Source organism: Bradyrhizobium sp. LA2.1 (genome assembly GCF_040547725.1).
Lineage (GTDB): Bacteria > Pseudomonadota > Alphaproteobacteria > Rhizobiales > Xanthobacteraceae > Bradyrhizobium > Bradyrhizobium barranii.
Window position 1 is genome coordinate 119,527 of sequence record NZ_JBEPQI010000001.1, and the last position, 19,238, is coordinate 138,764.

Sequence of the window (19,238 nt, forward strand, 5' to 3'; positions counted from 1 at the left end):
GCTTAGGCCGCGCTCAAGCCACGCTGGATGTCCGGCACGGATGCCAGCAGGCTCTTTGTGTAGGCGTGCTGCGGTTGCCTGAGCACGGCCTCGGCGCCACCCTGCTCGACGATGCGGCCGTTCTGGAAGACGAGCACGCGGTCGCACAGATGCTCGATGACGCCGAGATCATGCGAGATGAACAGCAGCGCCGTTCCGAGCCGCGACTGCAGCTCGGCCAGGAGGTCAAGCACTTGGGCCTGGATGCAGATGTCGAGCGCCGAGACCGGCTCGTCGCAGACGATGATGGCGGGTTCAGCCGCTAGCGCCCGCGCGATCGACACCCGCTGACGCTGGCCGCCGGACAATGATCGCGGCACCCGATCGAGATGATCGACACTCAGGCCGACCAGTTCGAGCAGCGACACGATCCGGTCCAGGCGCGCGATGCGGCCATCGGCGCCCGGAAGATTTTCCGCAATGATGTCCCTGACGCGGTAGCGCGGATCGAAGCTGCTAAGTGCGTCCTGCGGGATGTATTGCAGCTTGCGACGAAGCCGGCGGCGCCCGGCTTCCGCGACCGAGGACCAGGGCTCTCCGAGCAATGTTACCTCACCGTCATCCGGGTGAAGCAGCCCGAGCACGATCTTGGCACAGGTGGATTTTCCCGAGCCGGATTCGCCGACGATACCGACGACCTCGGCGGCCCTGACATCGAAGCTGATGTCCTGCAGGACCACCGACTTCGCCCGTCCGGCGGCTTTCGGCGCAATGAAACTCTTCGAGATCTCCTTGACTTCGAGCACGACCTCGCCTGCCGCCTGTCGCTGCGGCAGGGGCTCCCGCACGATGGAGACCGCCGTCGCATCGCTCGCACCCGGCTCGAACCTCGCCGACGCGAGCCTGGACCCCCGCGACCGCCCCGACGGAACCGCCGCGATCAACTGCCGCGTATAGGGATGGCGCGGATGGGTAAGGACATCGCGAGTCGGCCCGCTGTCGACCACCCTGCCGTCGCGCATCACGATGACACGGTCGGCGATGCCGGCGACCACCGCGAGATCGTGACTGATGAGCAGGAGACCCGCCCCCTCGCGGATTCGCTCCGCCAAGACCTGGAGCACCTGCGCCTGGACGGTGACGTCGAGCGAGGTCGTCGGCTCGTCCGCGATAATGAGATCGGGGGCAGCCGCGATCGCCGACGCGATCAGCGCGCGCTGGCGCAGGCCACCGGACAATTGATGCGCATATTGCAGAGCACGATCCGCGGGGTTGGGAATGCCGACCTTGCCGAGCGTCTGCAGCGTCCGATCCCGGATAGCGCCTGCATCGGTCAGAATGCGATGGCTCGTAATGACCTCGGCAACCTCCTGGCCGATCGTGCGCAAGGGATCGAGCGAGACCAGGGCATCCTGCATGACGAGCCCGGTCACGGTCCCGCGCAGCTTGCGCCAGTCGGCTTCGCCGAAGCTGCGAGCGTCGCGTCCCTTGATCTCGAACCGGTGCGCGGCGGTCTTCGCACCGTCGCCGGCGAGATTGAGCAGGCTTCGCGCGGTGATGCTCTTGCCCGAGCCGGATTCACCGACCAGGGCAACGCATTCGCCGGGCCTGATCGTCAGATCGAAATCAACAACGATCGACTTGCCGCCATTGGCGCCGGCAAAGCCGATGCTCAGTCCCTGCACCTCGACGATCGGCGCCGCCCGATCTATCTGCGAACCTACGCTGCTCATGCGAGCCGCCCTTCAAATCTCTGTTGTAGGTGATTGCCGATCACGCTGAAGGCGATCACCGTCGCGGTGATGGCGAGGCCCGGGAAGACTCCTGGCCACCAAGCGACGCGCAGCACATCCCGGCTCTCCGCCAGCATCACGCCCCATTCCGGCGTCGGCGGCTGCGGTCCGAGCCCGAGAAAGCTCAGGCCGGATACGATCAGGATCGTCGAGCCGATATAGACGGTGGCGATGATCGGGATGGCAACAAGGACATTGGGCAGGACGTGCCGGATGAACACTTGCCAGCGGCTCAACCCGTAGATCGCGGCCTGCGTCACGTAATCGGCATCGCGTATCAGCTGGGTCTGCGCCCGCACCACGCGACCAAATTTCGGGATGCCGGCGATGCCGACCGCGATGGCGATGTTGAGCATGCCTTGGCCGAGGAAGGTCACGATCAGCATGGCGAGCAGCACGCCGGGAAATGACGACAGCATATCGAACAGGCGCGACACGGCCTCATCCAGAATGCGATTGCGCTGGCCCGCGATGATGCCGAGGACAATGCCTGCTCCGAGTCCGACCGCAACACCGCCGAACCCGATTAGGAGCGAGTAGCGCGTGCCGAAGACGGTCCGCGCGAAGACGTCGCGGCCGAGCCGATCGGTCCCGAACAGATGCGCCCAGCCCGGCGGCTTCAGGCCCTCGCTGAAATGGCCGACGAGCGGATCGAAGTGCGTGAACAGCGAAGGCACGATCGACGCCGCGATCAGGAACGCGACGAAGACGAAGGACAGGACGAGCCCGAACGGAAGACGGCGCCGAGCAGCGATTGCAGCCAGAGAATGTGACCCCTCGAAGCAAACGAGGTCTTGCGGGGCCTCGAGCGGTACGGCCGTGACGAAGGAGCGATGCGACGGCGCGGTCATTGGGCCCTCAATCTCGGGTCGATCAGCACATAGAGGATGTCGAGCAGCGTGGCCGCGGCAACGTGGATGAAGGCTGCGAGCAGCACGACGGTGAGCACGACCGGTACGTCGTGGGTCAGCACCGCGCCCAACGTTACCGTGCCGAGGCCTGGCCGGCCGAACACCTTCTCGGTGATGACCGCACCACCGAGCAGGCCGCCGATCAGCCAACCGCCTAGCGTCACCGCCGGCAAAAGAGCGTGCCGCAACACGTGACGCCAGCGAATGACGAGTTCGCCGACGCCGCGCGACCGCACGGTCGTCACGAAAGGCTGGTCGAGCGTCTTCTCCATGGCTTCACGCAGGACCTGCGTCAGCAGGCCGGCGGTCGGCAATGCCAGGGTGATCGCCGGCAGCACGAGGGAATTCCACCCCTCCGCGCCCGACACGGGAAACCAGCGCAGATTGAACGAGAATGCCATCAGCAGGAGGATGCCGAGCCAGAAGACGGGCGTCGAGGCGAACACCAGTTCGACGAACGAGGCCAGCTCGCGCGAGAACCGCCCTCGCCCCGCAGTCAGCAGCGCGATAAAGCCGGCAATCACGATCGCAAGCACGCCGGCCGTGAGCGCAAGCTCGACGGTCGGCAGAAGCTGCGATCCGACGACCTCGATCACCGGCTGGCGTAGCACATAGGACGTGCCGAAATCGCCGCGGAGGATGCGCGACAAGAACTCGACGTACTGCTCGGGCAACGAGCGATCTAGGCCCCATTCGGCTGCGATCGCCTCACGGAGGCCGGGATATTCGACGTCACCGGCGAGGATGTCCTGAATGCGGCCGGGCAGCGCATGCAACGCGAGAAACGTTGCTGTCACGCTCGCCCAGGCCACCACCAGGCTGGTGAACAGCCTGGAGACGATGCGGGACCACATGGCTTACTTCTTCGCGATCCAGAAATCGTAGGCGCTGGACGGCGAGTCGAGGCCGGCCTCGAAGCCCAGACCGTTGACGTTGCTCTTCGCCGCCAGGAACCAGCTCGGCGCGAACAACGGTACGATGAAGGCCTGGTCCACACCCCGCTTCTGAATCGAGTCGGTGAGCTGCCGCTTGCGGACGGGATCGGTCGTCCGCAACGACTCGTCGATCTGGCTCACGATCTCCTGGTCTGGATTGGGAATGTTGGAATAGAGGAAGCCCTTCGATCCCAGCATGTCCCAGAGCTCGCGGGCAGGATCGGACGGATTGTCCGTATTGGGATAGATCACCCAGGTGCCGTTGGCGTTGTTCTTGGCGTATTCGCCCGCCGTGATCAGGCGCAGGTTGAGATCGAGGCCGACATTCTTGCGCAACGCCGCCTGGACGCCCTGGATAAGGATGTCGCGATTGTCACGCACATAGGGCTGCGGATAGCCGACCTCGATCGAGAGGCGCTTGCCGTCCTTGGTGCGGAAGCCTTCGGAATCGCGGCCAGTCCAGCCGGCTTCGTCGAGCAGCTTGTTGGCGCCAGCAATGTCGTTGCCCCAGGAACCGACCAGTGCCTTGTTATAGGCGGGATTGGCCGGGCCGATGATCGACCAGGCGCGCGGCACGGTGCCGAGATAGACCTGCTTCACGATCGGCTCCAGATCGAAACCGTCGCGCAGCGCGCGGCGCACGCGAACATCGTCCGCCGGCGGGCGCGTGTAGTTGATGTTGAAGGTGAAGGACGTGCTGGCGCCGGACGGGCCGGTCAGCAGCTTGAAGCCCGGCTGCTCCGCGAACAGCGGCGCATCGGTCGGCTGCACGCCCTCGATCAGATCCACCTGCCCCGAGGTCAATGCGCCCGTGCGAACGGCATATTCGGGGAGGAAGCGGAAAGTGACGCGGTCCAGATGAGCAGGTCCGTTATGCGCGGCATTGCCAGGCGCCCAATTATAGGCCGCGTTGCGCGCGAACACCGCGGACTGGCCGCGCGTGTAGCTCTCGAACACGAACGGTCCCGTGCCGGCCAACCCGCGTCCACCTCCGCAGAGATCACCCTTCGCCAGCGATTTCGGCGAGATCAGGCCGAGCTTCACATTCGAGGTCGACTCCAGGAAACTCGAATCCGGCGTCGACAACACCAGTTTGACCACATAGGGCGAGACCACTTCGGCACGATCGTAGGCCTGGAGCAGCGAGACCGCGGTGACCGCGTTCTCGGGCTTCTTGACGAAATCGTAGTTGGCCTTGACCGCTGCAGCGTCGAACTTCTCCCCGTCGTGGAAGACGACGTCTTCCCTCAGTCTGTATGTGTATTCCTTGCCGTCGGTCGAAATCGACCACTCGGTCGCAAGCCAGGGTGCGAACGTGCCATCCGCCTTCTTCGCGATCAGCGAGTCGATGTAATTGCGGGCCACGAAGAACGCGGCCTGCTGTGACGAATAATGCGGATCGAAGCATGATGGCTCGGTCGTCACGCCCCACCGCAACGCGCCTCCGGAAACCGGCTTGTCTTCGGCATACGCTACATTCGACGCAAGCAAGGCAATCGCCACGCCGCTCACCAGCAAATTATTCTTCTTCATCCGCGTCACTCGCAATCGTTTCTGCTGCTGCCCCTGCAATCGGCGCATCGAACATCATCAATTGAAGGATGACGTTCGTTTACGCTTCATCCGATCTGCACGAGGCGTTATCTCTTGTTGCATCGCGATGTAGTTCGTCGTCGCGCGCAAACGCAACATGCAAACGGTCGCGACCGCGGCTGCACATGAAGTTTGAAAAATTATTCGAGCACTCACGCCGACGGTGGATGAAATCGACGACATCGAACGCCAATCCGACAATTCGATGCTGCGCGATCGTTGCGTATCGTGACCCGACAACCAGCTGACCTTTGGAATCCCCATGTCGCCACGCCAATTGCACCTGAACGTCAACCTGCTTCACTCCGGCGTATATCCGTCAGCTTGGCGACTGCCCGACAGCGATCCACGCGCCTTCTTCGATCTCGGTCATTATGTGAGCGTGGCTCAGATTGCCGAGCGCGGCAAGTTTGACGCAATCTTTCTGGCGGACTCGCCAGCCGTGAACGACCGTATCGACTACCGGTCGTTCACGTCGATGGAGCCGACCATCGTGCTGGCAACAGTTGCCGCAACGACCAGGCACATCGGTCTGATTGGGACGGTGTCGACGACCTACAACGAGCCCTACAACATCGCACGCCGTTTCGTGACGCTCGACCACGCCAGCGGCGGCCGCTCGGGATGGAACGCGGTCACCACGGCAGATGCCGCTTCAGGCCGCAATTTCGGTCTGTCGTCGGTGACGGAACACAAGGCACGCTACGAACGCGCCAAGGAGTTCACGGAAGTCGTCCACGCATTGTTCGACAGCTGGGAGGACGACGCCTTTGTGGGCGACAAGGCGAGCGCGCGATTTGTTGATACGTCGAAAGTGCACCCGATCGCGCACCGCGGCCCGCATTACTCGGTGGCAGGACCGCTGAACGTCCCACGCTCACCACAGGGGCGACCGATCACGGTGCAGGCGGGTGGCTCGAATGACGGGCGCGATTTCGCGGCAGCCTATGCAGAAGCCGTATTCACGCTGGCGCAGAGCATCGAGGAAGGCGTCGCGTATGCGCGCGATCTGCGCGCACGCGCCGCGTCCTATCGTCGTTCCGGCGATTCCATCGTCATTCTGCCCGGGCTCGCCACCGTCATCGGCAGCACCGAGGCCGAAGCCAAGCGGCGACAGGACGAGCTCTGGGAACTGGTGCCGATCGAATACAGCCTGGCGCGGTTGGCCGGCACGCTTCAGATCGACCCTACCCTCCTCGAGCTCGACAAGCCCCTGCCGGATCCCCTGCCGCTTCCGGTCAATGCCAACCATACCATGTTCCAAGGCACCGTGAATATCGCACGGCGTGGCAATCTCACAGTCCGACAGCTGATCCGCGCGCTCGGAGGCGGCGTCGGACATCGCATCATCGTCGGCACGCCGGAGCAGATCGCCGACGACATCGAGGCTTGGTTCAAGGCGGGTGCCGCCGATGGTTTCAACCTCATGCCAGACGTACTGCCGTCCGGTCTGGAGACCTTCGTCGATACCGTCGTGCCCATCCTACAGAGTCGCGGGCTGTTCCGCACCGAGTACGCCGGCTCGACGCTACGCGATCATTTTGGCCTGCAGCGACCAGTGAGCCGATATGCGAAGCGGTCGCCGGAGGTCGCATCAGCCTAGCTGTCCCGACTATTTATCCCAGAGATCGAGCCCGCCCGTCGGCGGGCTTGGCCGATTGCCTGGCCCGCACGCGCGGAATTACCTCGAGTGCAAATCGCCGCATCTCGGCCTCGAACGGCTGGAATTGCAGCATGAAGAGCTCTATGCCGGCCGCGTGGAACGCCTCGATGCGCTCAACCACCTCGTCATAGCTCCCGACCAGCCCCGCGGCAGTACCGCCATTGCTGCCAACGCGCGGCGTCTTCTGCATGGTCTGCATCATCACGACCTCAGGGTCGGTGTTCTGCTTCTGGATCGCCTTCATCGGCGCATCCTTTGCGGCGAGGCTCAGCAACCGCTCGTAAGCGGCCTGCGCCAGCCCCCGGGTTTCGCGTGCGACGACGAAGGCCGACAAGCCGAAACGGAGCGGCGGCGCGGCATCGCGCGGGCGCACTGCGACATCGGCAATCAACCCAGCCACATCCTCCAGCGGCTGGCCATTGATGAACCAGACGTCACCATGGCCTGCAACGAGGCCGCGCGCCGGCCCGGACTCACCGCCGACATAGATGGCCGGACGCTTGCGATACAGGCTGGTCGGGCGCAGGGCATAGTCCGTGACGTTGAAATGCTCGCCCGCATAATTGAGACGCTCGCCTTCCATGAGACGCGAGACGACAGATATCCACTCGCGGCCATAGGCATAGCGAGCGTCATGATCCGGGAAGCCGATCCCGGCCTTCTCCAGTTCGGGACGGTTCCAGGCATTGACCAGATTGATCGCAAACCGGCCACCGCTGATGTTCTCGATCCCGAGTGCGAGCTTCGCCAGCACGACGGGGTGATAGAGATAGGGCTTGATCGCAGCAATGATCTCGATGCGCTTGGTCAGCGCCGCGATCGCTGCCGCGGCACTCCAGGCCTCGAGCTGATCGAGGTCTTCCTGATGCGGGTTGATGGTGTGCTGCGCGATCAGCGTTGAATCATAACCGAGCTCTTCGGCTGCAAGGATGAGATCGCGATTGCGCTCCCAGGACGCATCATAGGGCTCTTCGGGATCCTGATGCGCCGCGCGCGGCCCATGCACCAGCGCCCAAATGCCGAAGCGAAGAGGTGCAGTCGCCATCGTGCTCTCCTGTAACTTTCTTTGGCCATGCTATCGATCGTTACCTGTTCTCGCCAACGGCTGATGCGAGATCAAGCACATCCGCCTCAAAAGATTTTCTTTGTCGTGCAGCGGCGCCGCAACGACAGCAGATCACTCCGTATCGAATGACAATTGAAATAGCGCTCTATTTCTGTCGGGCCGATTTCGTGGGACATTTTCCGCGGACGGCAAGTCATTGGCGTCGCACCTCCCGGATCGGGTGCAGGAGGTGGAACGAGGACTCGCGTCTTGAGCAATATCGAACTGAGCCAAATCGACAGTACGGCGATCGGCGCGGCTAACGCGCCGTCAACGCAGGGCAGCGTTCAATCGCCGGCGCGAGCAAGCAAGCTTGGTGCTCGCGGCCTTCAGCTCCTGTCCTGGATCGCGCCCGCGATGCTCGTGATTGTCTGGGAGGCGCTTGCACAGGCGGGATGGCTTTCGCCACAGGTTCTGCCCGCGCCGAGCAAGGTCATCCGGACAGCGTTCAAGCTTGCGACCACCGGGAGTCTGTTGAACGACCTCGGCGTCAGCCTCCTGCGTGCCGCAGCCGGCTTTGCGATCGGTGCTGCGGTTGGCGCCACGCTGGGCATTCTTGTCGGCTTCTCGCGGGTAGCGGAAGCCGCGATCGACCGCAGCGTGCAGATGATCAGGGCCATCCCCTTCCTCGCCGCGCTCCCCCTCGTCATCGTCTGGCTGGGCGTCGGCGAAGCGGAAAAGATCTTCCTTGTCGCGCTCGGCGTCACGTTCCCGATCTATATCAATACGGTGCTTGGTATCCGCCAGGTCGATCCCAAGCTGCTTGAGCTGGGACGGGTCCAGGGCCTAAGCTCGCTCCAACTGATCCGCAGGATCATCCTTCCAGGCGCGCTGCCGTCGATCCTGACCGGTGTTCGTTACGCTCTTGCCACGGCGTGGCTCGCGCTGGTGGTGGCTGAAACCATCGGCGCGCAGTCGGGAATCGGCTTTCTCGCGATGGATGCCCGCGAATTCCTGCGCACCGATGTGATCGTCCTGACGATCGTGATCTATGCGCTGGTCGGCGTCGCGGCCGACGCCATTGCGCGCTTTCTCGAACAGCGCCTCCTCGCCTGGCATCCGAATTACGGAGCAGCGAGATGAACGTGCACGTCGCTCCGCAGCCCTCCGCGCCGTTCGAATCCAGACCGGCCGTCGTTGTCCGCAACCTCGTCCGCAGCTACGGCAGCCGCGTCGTGATCGAGAAGCTGAACCTGCGCATCGATCGTGGCGAATTCGTCGCCCTGCTCGGCGAGAGCGGGTGTGGCAAGACAACATTGTTGCGGGCGCTGGCCGGGCTCGACCCCATCCAGGGGGGCCGTATCGTGGCGCCCCGCCGGCCGGCCGTGGTGTTTCAGGAGCATCGGCTGCTGCCATGGGACAATCTCTGGCGCAATGTGGCACTCGGCTTGCGGGCTCCGGATCCTCGCGAACGCGCCGCCGAAGCGCTTAGCGAGGTCGGCCTCGGTGACAGGCTCGACGACTGGCCCCGCAATCTGTCCGGTGGGCAAGCCCAGCGCGTTGCCCTCGCCCGCGCGCTGGTGCAGCAGCCCGAGCTTCTGCTGCTCGACGAGCCGTTTGCCGCGCTCGATGCGCTCACCCGTATCCGCATGCACGAGCTGGTCCGCGAGCTGGTGGCCAATCATCAGCCCGGCGTCCTGCTCGTCACCCACGATGTCGACGAAGCCATCGCGCTTGCCGATCGGATCCTCGTGATGCGCAACGGCGCGATCGCCTTCGACCATCGCGCCGTGCGTGACGGCTCGACACCCATCTCGCGCGCCGAGCTCCTCGGCGAGCTTGGCGTGGTTCCCCATTCTCCCAGCTAGTCATCCGGAAGGCCAACATGTCCGACTCTTCATCTTCCAAACCATCCCGGCGGAGCTTCCTCGGCTCCGCAGCTTTTGGCATTGGCGCGCTCGCCGGCATGAATATCAGCGAATTCGCCCAGGCCGCGCCTGGCCGTACCACCGACACGGTCCGCCTGACCTGGGGCCTGAGCGGCCTCAATCTGATCGCCAAGGAGCGCGGCGAGTTCGAGAAGGTGCTGGCCAGGGATGGCATCAAGGTCGAGTGGCTCGGCCCCTTCCCGAATCATGCGCCGACCTTGCAGGCGGTGACGGGCGGCAGCGCAGATTTCAGCTTTGGCGGCAGCACCACGCCTGCGCTCGCCGCTATCATCGCCGGCTCGCCGCTGGTGTTCACCCAGTTCGTGGTCTACGAGCCCCGCACCACAGCGATCATCGCCAAGGACGGCTCCGGCATCGACAAGGTCGAAGACCTCGTCGGCAAGTCGGTCGCGGTCAATCGCTCAGGCCTCGGCGAGTTCCTGCTGGTCGCGGCGCTCGAGAAACACAAGGTCGACCGCTCCGCGGTAAAGTTCGTCTATCTCAATCCTCCTGATGCGGCGCCGGCGCTCGCCTCCGGCAAGGTCGACGCCTGGTCGATGTGGAGCCCCGGCGTCGACATCGCCCGGCTCGAATACAAGGCGCACGACATCTTCCTTGAGGGGCGCGATCTCGAATTCCAGATCGACTACACGTCCTATCTGACCACCCGCAAATTCGCGACCGACAATCCCGCCCTCGTCCGCGCGGTGAACGACGCCTTCCGCGCCGAAGGCAAGTGGATTTCGGAGAACAGCAGGGATGCCGAGTACATCGCCCAGAAGGCGGGGAAATACAGCGATCAGGTCCGCGACCAGTTCATCGCGATGAACCGCAAGTATCGCTACTTCGCGGTCAACGACGAGCAGTTCGTGGGCGAGCTGCAAAGGGCAGCCGACTGGCTCGCGGCCCGCAAGGTTCTACCCGAGCCGGTCAAGGTGACCGACCATCTCGCCCAGCTCTAATAACAGGCCAACACTATGAACAAGACCGTGTCCGCCCCCTCCCTCGGCACACCCGAACCGCTCAAGACCGGCTCGCCGGAGCTGGAGGCTCTGCTCAACCAGATCGCCGAGGGGGCCAGCGACCGCGAACGCGACCGCGTCCTGCCCTTCGAGATCATCGATCTCATCCGGCGGGCACGCTTGGGCGCACTACGACTTCCGGTAACCGCCGGCGGTGCTGGCAGCACGATCCGCGATCTCTTCGCCTTCGTGATCCGGCTTGGCGAGGCCGACGCCAATGTCGCGCACATCCTGCGCAACCATTTCAGCGTGGTCGAGCGCCTGGTGCGTACACCCAAGGACGAGCAGAGCCGACAATGGCAGAAGGCGGTCGCCGAGGGCGCCATCATCGGACTTGCGACGACCGAGCTCGAAAGCCCGCGCGTCGGCAATGTCACGCCCGGGACGACGTTCACGCCCGACGGGAACGGCGATTATCTGCTGAACGGCACCAAATACTACAGCACAGGCACGTTGTACTCGGATTATGTGCTGGTGCGCGCGGCCGATCCGTCCGGTGCGACGGGCGCCACGATCGTGTCGATCAAGCGCGAGGGCATCGAGCTGGTCGATGACTGGGACGGGCTCGGGCAGCGACTTACCGCGACCGGCACGACGCACTTCCGCAGCGTCAAGGTCAGGCGCGAGGAAGTGGTGTTCGATACGCCGGACAGCGGTTATGGCGTGCCCTATTCCAACACGTTTGCACAGCTCTTCCTGACGGCGGTCGTTGCCGGCATCGCACGCGCGACGCTGCGCGATGCGACAGTCCTGGTCCGCTCGCGCAAGCGTACGTTTTACTACGCGCCTACCGAGATCCCGACCGACGATCCGCTCCTGCAACAGACGGTCGGCCAGATCGCCAGCGGCGCTTTTGCGGCCGAGACGGTGGTGCTGGCGGCCGCCGAGGCGCTCGACATTGCAACCGATGCGTTCGACGCCGGCGCGGCGAACGCTATCGAGGCGGCGCACACCGCCGCGCTGCTCTCGGCAAAGGCCAAGATCATCGCCGATGATTTCGCCATCCGAGGTGGCAGCCTGCTGTTCGATGTCGGCGGCGCATCGGCGACCAAGAAGGTCACCAACTTCGACCGTCACTGGCGCAATGCACGGACGCTCTCGTCGCACAATCCGACCACCTACAAGGCGCGTTCGATCGGCGAACACGAGATCAACGGCACGCCGTTGCCCGCGAAGGGCTTTTTCTGAGAGCGAACAGGCCGATCCACGGCGTCCGATGCGAGGAGCGACAGATGGGAAAGTCCGACATTCATCTGGTCAGCGGCGATGACGAGGTCGAGCATCAGTTTCGAGCCGTGATGCGGCGCCTGGCCGGCGGCGTCACCATCATCACGGCCGGCCGCGACGAGGACATCACCGGCATGACGGTGACGTCCCTGACGTCGCTCAGTGCCAGTCCGCCCCGGCTACTGGTCAGCGTCAACCGGCAGGCCTCGTCCTTTGCTCGAATCGCGCGTTACGGCGTATTCGGCGTCAACATTCTGGGATCGGACCAGCAGGCCCTCGCCGGGCGCTTCAGCGACGGCAGCTTGAAGGGCCACGAGCGCTTCGACGGGATCCGATGGTCCGCGGGGACGGCCGGCGTGCCGCTGCTTGGCGACACTCTCGCAACCATCGAATGCAAGGTCGAGGAAATCATCGAACGGCACTCGCATGGCATCATCATCGGCAGCCTGTTGAGCTTCGAGCTGTCCCGCGAACTGTCGGGCCTGGTGTACTGGAACGGCCAGTACATCAGGATCACCCATGACTTCGACCTCGACCTCCTCGCCGAAATCAGCATTCCGTTGGCCCATGTCAGATAACCCGCCGGAATCGCCCAGCGGCGGGCGCTGGCAGCTTGATAGGATTGTCGCCGAGCTTCGTCTCTCGCGCGAAGAAACACACAGCATACGGCGCGACGGAGAGGCGCGACGCGCTCCCTCGCGCGAGGCGCTTCAGGCCATTCTGGATGGCCTCACCGAGGCGCTGTTTCCGAGGCATTACGGTCAGTTCGACCTCGACGGCGAGAATATCGACTATTTCGTCGGCAATCGCCTGAGCATCGCTCTCGACGGCCTTTGCGACCAGATCCACCGCGGCGCACGATTCGTCGGTGACGAGCTGATCCCGGGCTACCGGCGCGAGGACGCGGTCGAGCTGACGCGGCAGTTCGGCGAGCGCCTGCCGGTGGTGCGTGGACTCCTGATCTCCGATCTGAGAGCCGCCTTCGTCGGCGATCCCGCAGCCAGGAATTTTCCGGAGATCCTGATCGGATATCCGGGCATGACGGCGATCATCCATCACCGGCTGGCACATATCCTTGATGGGCTCAATGCGCGCTTGATCGCCCGACTTGTCGCGGAGATCGCTCATACGAGAACCGGGATCGACATTCACCCCGGCGCCAGCATCGGATCCGGCTTCTTCATTGATCACGGGACCGGTGTGGTCATCGGGGAGACCGCAATCATCGGCGACAATGTCCGGATCTATCAGGCCGTGACGCTCGGCGCGCGCCATTTTCCAACCGACGACGATGGCCATTTGATCAAGGGCGATGCACGGCATCCGATCGTCGAGGACGACGTCGTGATTTATGCCGGCGCAACCATCCTCGGGCGGATCACGATCGGCCGGGGCGCGACGATCGGCGGCAACGTCTGGGTCACCCAGGACGTGCCGCCGAACAGCATCGTGACGCAGGCCACCGCCCGCAACAAGCAGGGTTAGGCGGCGGGCGCCTTCCAGCGCATCAGGCGGCGTTCCAGCGTCTCGAGGATCGCGTTGAAGACGAGGCCGATCACGGTAATGCCCAGGATGCCAAAATACATCTGGGGGATCAGGAAGCTGTATTGGCTGTTGATGATGAGATAGCCGAGCCCCGATTTCGCGCCGACCATTTCTGACGCCACCAGGACCAGCATCGCGGATGCGCTCGCCAGACGGATGCCGACGAAGATTGTCGGCAATGATGCCGGCAGGATCACCTTCCGGAACAACTGGCTCGGTGTCGCGCCCATCGTCCGCGCTGACTTGACCAGCAGCGGATCGACCTGGCGTACGGCCGCGATCGTATTGAGCAGCAGCGGCCAGGCGCAGCTATAAACCACCATGGTGACCTTCGAGAGCTCACCAATGCCGAGCAGCAGGATGAAAACAGGGAGCAGCGCCAGCGGCGCCGTGTTGCGTGCGATCTCGATGGTCTGGTTCAGGAGATCGCCAAGCCGCGCGTACCATCCCGTCAGCACACCCAACGGCACGAACAGGACAATGGCGATCAGGAATCCGCTCAGCGCGCGAAGCAGGCTTGCACCGACGTCGTCATAGAGTTCACCGCTCTGCGCGAGCTGCCAGCCCGCGGCGATCACCTCGGAGAACGGCGGCAGGAACGTCACGTCGATCAACCCGAGGCGCGGCGTCGTCTCCCAGACAGCCAGGAACACCAGCAGCAGCAGGGATCGTTGCCCGATGATGCCGAACCATCGCACTAGGCTGCCCGTCGCGGCGGCAACCGCGCCGGCGCGTGGTCTGGCCCGATCCTTCGGACTCCCCTCGGCGAGTTCCAGCAGCGTCAGGATCTCCAGATTAGACATGGGCCAACTCCTTCTTTCCTGCGCGCTCGCCGTCCGGCGCGGGCACCTGGGAGCCCTGCGCCTTCAACACTTCGTCGCGCAGCAAGGACCACACCTCGTGCCTGACCTGCCCGAACTGGGGCAGCGAGCGGACGTCCTCGGTCTCGCTGTGCAGCTCGGCGGGAATATCGACAATCTGCTTGATCCGGCCGGGGCGCGAGGTCATCACGGCCACGCGCTGGCCGAGCACGACGGCCTCGTCGATGCCGTGCGTGATGAACAGGATGGTTTTCCCGGTCCTGCGCCAGATCCGCAGCAGCTCGCCTTGCAGCGTCTCACGCGTCTGTGCGTCGAGCGCGGCAAAGGGCTCGTCCATCAGCAGCACCTCCGGATCGTAGGCAAGGCTTCGCGCGATCGCGACGCGTTGCTTCATGCCGCCGGAGAGTTCGTGCGGATAGCGGTCGGCAAAGCCAGACAGTCCGACCAGATCGAGATAATGCAGAGCCCGCTCGCGCCGCTCCCTGGCTTTGAGACCCGCGATGTCGAGCCCGAACTCGACGTTCTGCGCGGCTGTGCGCCAGGGAAACAGCGCATATTGCTGGAACACGATGCCGCGGTCGCGCGCCGGGCCCTCGATGACCTTGCCATCGAGCAGGATGCGTCCGCTGCTCGGCGCCGTCAGTCCGCCGAGCAGATCCAGCAAGGTCGACTTGCCGCAGCCGCTCGGCCCGACCAGCGCCAGGAATTCGCCGGCACGAACATCCAGCGTGATATCATCGAGCGCGGTGAAGCTCTGCGCCGGCCCGCCATCCTTGCCGCGGACCAGGAACTCCTTGCGGACGTGCTCGAAGCGGATCTTGGCCATGGTCATTTGGCCTCCGCGGTCTTGCCGGGGCGGAAATGGTTGAACTCGTTGGTATAGATGTCCGATGGCTTGAGCTGGTCCTGCTTCAACAGACCGTCCTTGACCAGCCAGTCGATCCACACCTGGAGCTCAGCATCGCCGATCACCCCGCCCCTGGTCGCGACACCCGTGCTCTTCCAGTATTTGATGGGTGTTGCGTCCTCGTTGCGCTTGCGATCGGCAATGATGCGTTCGAAGCGGGCGCGGACCTCCTCGGGCGGCGTCGTCTGCGCCCAGGCGATGGCACGGGACACGCCCTCGATCAGCTTGCGGGAGGAGTTGGGGTTGTCCTTGATGAACTTGTCTCGCAAGACATAGGAGCCGCCAGTGAAGTTTCCGAAGATGTCAGAGTCCGCGAACAGCCTGCGGATGCCGCCGCGCTCCAGCGCCTTGTCGCGCAGCACGCCGTTCAGCGTACTGACCTCGACCTGCCCCTGCCGCAGCGCCTGCTCACCGGTGACCGGCGGGATCGCAACCAGCGTCACTTGCTTCGCCTCCGCCGGCGTCAGGCCATTGCGGGTCAGATATTCGCGCAGCACGAATTCGAGATGCGCGCCCAGCGTGTTCACCGCGACCTTCTTGCCGATCAGGTCGCGCGCGGTCTTGATCGGACTGACCTCCTTCACGTAGTAGCCGTTGTAGGTGTTGTCGTCCGAGCCGTAATAGCCGACAACAGCCTTGATCGGCGCCCTGGCTGCGATCAGCTTGATGATCGCGCCATAGAACGCGCCGCCGATATCGATGTCGCCCGTGACGACGGTCTGGATGTCCTGCGGACCGCTGATGGTGTTGCCGACCCATTTGAGCTTGAGCGGCGCGAGATAGCCGAGATCGTCGGCCAGTTCGATGAACGTCACCTGCCCGGCCCAGCCCTGGTAACGAATCTCGGTCTTTTCGAGCTGCGCCTCGGCCATGGCACTGCTGGCGAGAGCCGTCAGGCCGAGGCCGGCCAGACCGAGTTGCCGCCCTCTTGCCCGCAGGCCGGCAACCAGACGACGCAACGCAGAGATAGCGATCTTCATTGTGTTCACTCCATTGCTCGGTTCAGGCGGCCTTCGCCTGGGGCTTCGCCGCCTTGACGCGGGTCACGCTGCTGCGGCCGTCGATGCTGACCGGCACCTCGCCATCGATGGTGGCACGCCGGACCACGCGGTGCTGGTCGCCGTAATCGTTGACCGCATAGTGCTGGGTCGCGCGATTGTCCCAGATCACCACGTCACCTTGCCGCCAGCTCCAGCGCACGGTGTTCTCGGGTGCGGTGATGTGCGACTGGAACAGGTCGAACAGTTTCTGGCTGTCGTATTTCGACAGGCCGACAAAGCGCTGGACGAAATTGCCGAGCACCAGCGTCCGTTCCGCGGTTTCGGGATGGACGCGAACGACGGGATGCTCGGTCTCGTAGACCGTCGCCGTAAAGACCTCCTCGAATTGCTTCCGGTCAGCATCGCTCGCACGGGTCTTGACCGCATAGTCATAGGCATTGCTGTGCACCGCCCACAACTCGTCCGCGAGCTTGCGCAGCGGAGCCGGCAGATCCAGATAGGACGCCGCCGTGTTCGACCAGATCGTGTCGCCGCCGAACTCGGGGATCACGACGCCGCGCAAGACTGAGATCTTCGGATAAGCGTCGACGAATGTGACGTCGGTGTGCCACTGGTCGGCGCGCCCGCCTCCGCGCGCGGAGTCAAGTTCGAGGATCGAGGCCGTTCCCTTGGTGGCGCCGACCGTGGGATGTGGCACCAGCTTGCCGAGCCGATGGGCAAAACGCTCCTGCTCGGCATCGTCGAGATGATTCTGGTCACGGAAGAAGATGACTTTGTGCTCGAGCAGCACCTGGTTGATCGCCGCAATCGTCCGATCCGGAAGATCGCCCGAAAGCTTGATGTTCCTGATTTCGGCGCCGATACGGGCCGATCGCTTGACGATATCCGAACGCGGAATGACGTTGTCGATGGTGATTCCGTCTGTCATGTCATCTTCCCCGAGACCGCGATCCATTTGGACAAGGCTCCGCCGTTCGCCGATCGCTGCTGCGATGGCGGAGTGAAAGGCAGTGATGTTGCGATCGATCCTCTTGCGAGACCGCCGTCTGCTCTGGCGACAATCGCGTCTGGCGGGATCTTCCCCCGGGGCTGCATCGATGCAGCCCCTTGTTCAGTCACAGGATGCTAACTCAAGGACTTCGGAAATAGCTTCCAAAGTTCGAGGCCGCTAAGAAACAGACGCATCCACGATCATGGCGTGTCCAGTTGCTACTTGCACTCTGCTCTATTCTGCCGCGACGATATTCGGCGACCGCCAGACGGCCGACGCGTAAAGGGCCGGCTCGAAGTCGTCGGCGATCGGCCCGTTGATCCGCGCCTCGTGCGCCGGAAGGTCGTCAAGGAACAGATCCCTGCTGATCCGCGCCACGACGCCCGGAATATCGCGCTTGAAGCTCGGCACGTCCCCAATCGGCAGGCCGAAGCTGACGAATGCCGCGGGGTTGAACACGTGGATGTTCCGCAAGTAAGGCGCGCGGCCGGGCTCCTTCTCCAGGAATTCATGGCCCGCACCGAGATAAGGGTGTGCGCCCAGGGCCTCGTCCTGCTCGTCCGCGGCCGGAGAATAGCGGTCGCGCCATAGCAGGATCTCGTCGGAGAAGGCGGCGAGCTCAGGCCGCTTCGCCAGATCGACCTGGTAGCCCGTACCGGCGATGACGAAATCGAATGCGATGTCGCCCTGCGGCGTGGTCGCGAGCAGCCGCCGTCCGAACGGCTTGGCTGACGTCCACGGCGCTGCCAGATGAAGGTGGAAGTTGGGGAACTTGACCGCACGCGCGATTGCATCGGGCGGCGGCGTCGATCCCGCGCGACGGAAGCGAATGGCCTGATGCCAGCGCACCGCGTCCGGGAGCGCCCCGTAGTTGTCGTATGCGCCCGGATATCCACGCGTCCTGATCACAGGCTCCGAGGCCACCCTGCCGCGGCGTGCAAAGAGATGCACCTCCCTCGCCCCTGCTTCGAGCGCAACAGCCGCGGCATCGAACGCGGAGGCCGCGCTGCCCAGCACCGCGACCGACTTGTCGCGAAGCTTTTCGAAATCGATCGGCTCCAACGTATGCGCGTAAAGCTCCTTTGGCAGACTGCGCGAGAGCACGTCGGGAACGACGGGGCCGCCGTTACTTGGGAAGCCGCCGGCCAGGATAATCTTGCGGGCCGTCTCGATCCTTGCCTCACCGGCGACGTCGAGATGAAGCCGCAAATGATCCCCCGCCGGCTCGATGCGGAGAAGCTTCGCCCGGTAGCGCACCTCAATACCAAGAGTCTTGCGGTACCAATCGAGGTAGGCGGCCCAATCCACGCGAGCAATGCGATCGATCGCTTCATACGCGGCCGCGCCGTGGCGGGCCTCATACCAGGACTGGAAGCTCAGTCCGGGTAGGCCGAGCTCGGGTCCGGGCAAGCTCTTCGGCGTGCGCAGCTTGTGCATGCGCGCGCTGCTCAGCCATGGACCGGACGACGCCGCGTCATGTGATGCATCGATCACCGTGACCTTGCCGATGCCGGCACGGCGCAATGCAAAGGCGAAAGCGCTTCCGGATTGCCCGCCCCCGATGATGGCGACGTTGTGGTCGACCCCGTGACGATCCTGAACCCAGTTCTGCGGATCTGGACCAATCAGACGCAGGGTTTCGCGAGCCGCGTCATCGACATCAGACTGAAACATGTTGCACCCGGATTTGTCCGCATCAGATGCGACCAAATCGTAGAAGCCCACGACACTCAGTCAATGAAATGGAATCGGTTTTGTTTGGCGGCCCGAACAACGAACCCACCGCGAGGGCACAGCGTGTTGAAAGATTTGCGTCGATAGCGCGGAGCAAGCCAGGAAGGGCGACCGGACATTCGCTCGTACGTCGGCTTTAAATT

General features: G+C 63.9%; 17 protein-coding genes. 7 read left to right on the forward strand and 10 right to left on the reverse strand.

Going from position 1 to position 19,238, the window contains the following annotated elements:
* Nucleotides 1–2: 2 nt before the first annotated feature.
* From nikE to ABIB95_RS00510, 4 genes are read right to left on the reverse strand one after another with little or no spacing between them, the layout of a single operon-like run.
* Complete coding sequence (nikE, locus tag ABIB95_RS00495; protein WP_354237523.1) at nucleotides 3–1,712, reverse strand: nickel ABC transporter ATP-binding protein NikE; 1,710 nt, start codon at nucleotides 1,710–1,712, stop codon at nucleotides 3–5.
* Nucleotides 1,709–2,623, reverse strand: coding sequence for an ABC transporter permease (locus tag ABIB95_RS00500; RefSeq protein WP_354237524.1), 915 nt, complete (start codon nucleotides 2,621–2,623; stop codon nucleotides 1,709–1,711). Before ABIB95_RS00500 ends, nikE begins: the two co-directional genes overlap by 4 nt.
* Nucleotides 2,620–3,537: an ABC transporter permease gene (locus ABIB95_RS00505; RefSeq protein WP_354237525.1), complete on the reverse strand. Its 918-nt coding sequence runs from the start codon at nucleotides 3,535–3,537 to the stop codon at nucleotides 2,620–2,622. Before ABIB95_RS00505 ends, ABIB95_RS00500 begins: the two co-directional genes overlap by 4 nt.
* 3 nt (nucleotides 3,538–3,540) lie before the next feature.
* Nucleotides 3,541–5,151: an ABC transporter substrate-binding protein gene (locus ABIB95_RS00510; protein ID WP_354237526.1), complete on the reverse strand. Its 1,611-nt coding sequence runs from the start codon at nucleotides 5,149–5,151 to the stop codon at nucleotides 3,541–3,543.
* Nucleotides 5,152–5,473: 322 nt separating this feature from the next.
* Between ABIB95_RS00510 and ABIB95_RS00515 the strand changes: the two genes are divergently transcribed.
* A complete protein-coding gene (locus ABIB95_RS00515) occupies nucleotides 5,474–6,814 on the forward strand; it encodes an LLM class flavin-dependent oxidoreductase (protein WP_354237527.1) in 1,341 nt (446 codons plus the stop codon).
* A 13-nt stretch (nucleotides 6,815–6,827) separates the two neighbouring features.
* Here the strand turns inward: ABIB95_RS00515 and ABIB95_RS00520 are convergent, their stop codons facing one another.
* A complete protein-coding gene (locus ABIB95_RS00520; RefSeq protein WP_354237528.1) occupies nucleotides 6,828–7,919 on the reverse strand; it encodes an LLM class flavin-dependent oxidoreductase in 1,092 nt (363 codons plus the stop codon).
* A 417-nt stretch (nucleotides 7,920–8,336) separates the two neighbouring features.
* Here ABIB95_RS00520 and ABIB95_RS00525 point away from each other — a divergent pair, with 417 nt between their 5' ends.
* The 6 genes from ABIB95_RS00525 to epsC are packed head-to-tail and all read left to right on the forward strand — an operon-like array spanning nucleotide 8,337 to nucleotide 13,581.
* Complete coding sequence (locus tag ABIB95_RS00525; protein ID WP_354237840.1) at nucleotides 8,337–9,062, forward strand: ABC transporter permease subunit; 726 nt, start codon at nucleotides 8,337–8,339, stop codon at nucleotides 9,060–9,062.
* On the forward strand, nucleotides 9,059–9,787 hold the full coding sequence (locus ABIB95_RS00530; RefSeq protein ID WP_063984171.1) for an ABC transporter ATP-binding protein: 729 nt from the start codon (nucleotides 9,059–9,061) through the stop codon (nucleotides 9,785–9,787). Before ABIB95_RS00525 ends, ABIB95_RS00530 begins: the two co-directional genes overlap by 4 nt.
* Nucleotides 9,788–9,804: 17 nt before the next feature.
* Nucleotides 9,805–10,809, forward strand: a complete 1,005-nt coding sequence (locus ABIB95_RS00535) for an NrtA/SsuA/CpmA family ABC transporter substrate-binding protein (protein ID WP_354237529.1) — start codon at nucleotides 9,805–9,807, stop codon at nucleotides 10,807–10,809.
* Between the two features lie 15 nt (nucleotides 10,810–10,824).
* Nucleotides 10,825–12,057 (forward strand): acyl-CoA dehydrogenase family protein, encoded by a 1,233-nt coding sequence (locus tag ABIB95_RS00540; RefSeq protein ID WP_354237530.1) that lies wholly within the window; start codon nucleotides 10,825–10,827, stop codon nucleotides 12,055–12,057.
* Nucleotides 12,058–12,101: 44 nt separating this feature from the next.
* Complete coding sequence (locus tag ABIB95_RS00545; protein ID WP_354237531.1) at nucleotides 12,102–12,674, forward strand: flavin reductase family protein; 573 nt, start codon at nucleotides 12,102–12,104, stop codon at nucleotides 12,672–12,674.
* Complete coding sequence (gene epsC / locus ABIB95_RS00550) at nucleotides 12,664–13,581, forward strand: serine O-acetyltransferase EpsC (protein WP_166352076.1); 918 nt, start codon at nucleotides 12,664–12,666, stop codon at nucleotides 13,579–13,581. The genes ABIB95_RS00545 and epsC overlap by 11 nt, the downstream gene beginning before the upstream one ends.
* Here epsC and ABIB95_RS00555 read toward each other — a convergent pair.
* The 5 genes from ABIB95_RS00555 to ABIB95_RS00575 all read right to left on the reverse strand — a co-directional run bounded on the left by ABIB95_RS00555 (nucleotide 13,578) and on the right by ABIB95_RS00575 (nucleotide 19,035).
* The gene (locus ABIB95_RS00555) at nucleotides 13,578–14,444 is read right to left on the reverse strand and encodes an ABC transporter permease (RefSeq protein ID WP_354237532.1); all 867 of its coding nucleotides are present in this window, start codon (nucleotides 14,442–14,444) and stop codon (nucleotides 13,578–13,580) included. The two genes, epsC and ABIB95_RS00555, sit on opposite strands and share 4 nt — an antisense overlap.
* On the reverse strand, nucleotides 14,437–15,294 hold the full coding sequence (locus ABIB95_RS00560; RefSeq protein ID WP_354237533.1) for an ABC transporter ATP-binding protein: 858 nt from the start codon (nucleotides 15,292–15,294) through the stop codon (nucleotides 14,437–14,439). The genes ABIB95_RS00555 and ABIB95_RS00560 overlap by 8 nt, the downstream gene beginning before the upstream one ends.
* The gene (locus ABIB95_RS00565; protein ID WP_354237534.1) at nucleotides 15,291–16,349 is read right to left on the reverse strand and encodes an ABC transporter substrate-binding protein; all 1,059 of its coding nucleotides are present in this window, start codon (nucleotides 16,347–16,349) and stop codon (nucleotides 15,291–15,293) included. Before ABIB95_RS00565 ends, ABIB95_RS00560 begins: the two co-directional genes overlap by 4 nt.
* A gap of 22 nt (nucleotides 16,350–16,371) precedes the next feature.
* Complete coding sequence (locus ABIB95_RS00570) at nucleotides 16,372–17,298, reverse strand: TauD/TfdA dioxygenase family protein (RefSeq protein WP_354237535.1); 927 nt, start codon at nucleotides 17,296–17,298, stop codon at nucleotides 16,372–16,374.
* Between the two features lie 297 nt (nucleotides 17,299–17,595).
* A complete protein-coding gene (locus ABIB95_RS00575) occupies nucleotides 17,596–19,035 on the reverse strand; it encodes an FAD-dependent oxidoreductase (RefSeq protein WP_354237536.1) in 1,440 nt (479 codons plus the stop codon).
* Nucleotides 19,036–19,238: the final 203 nt, after the last annotated feature.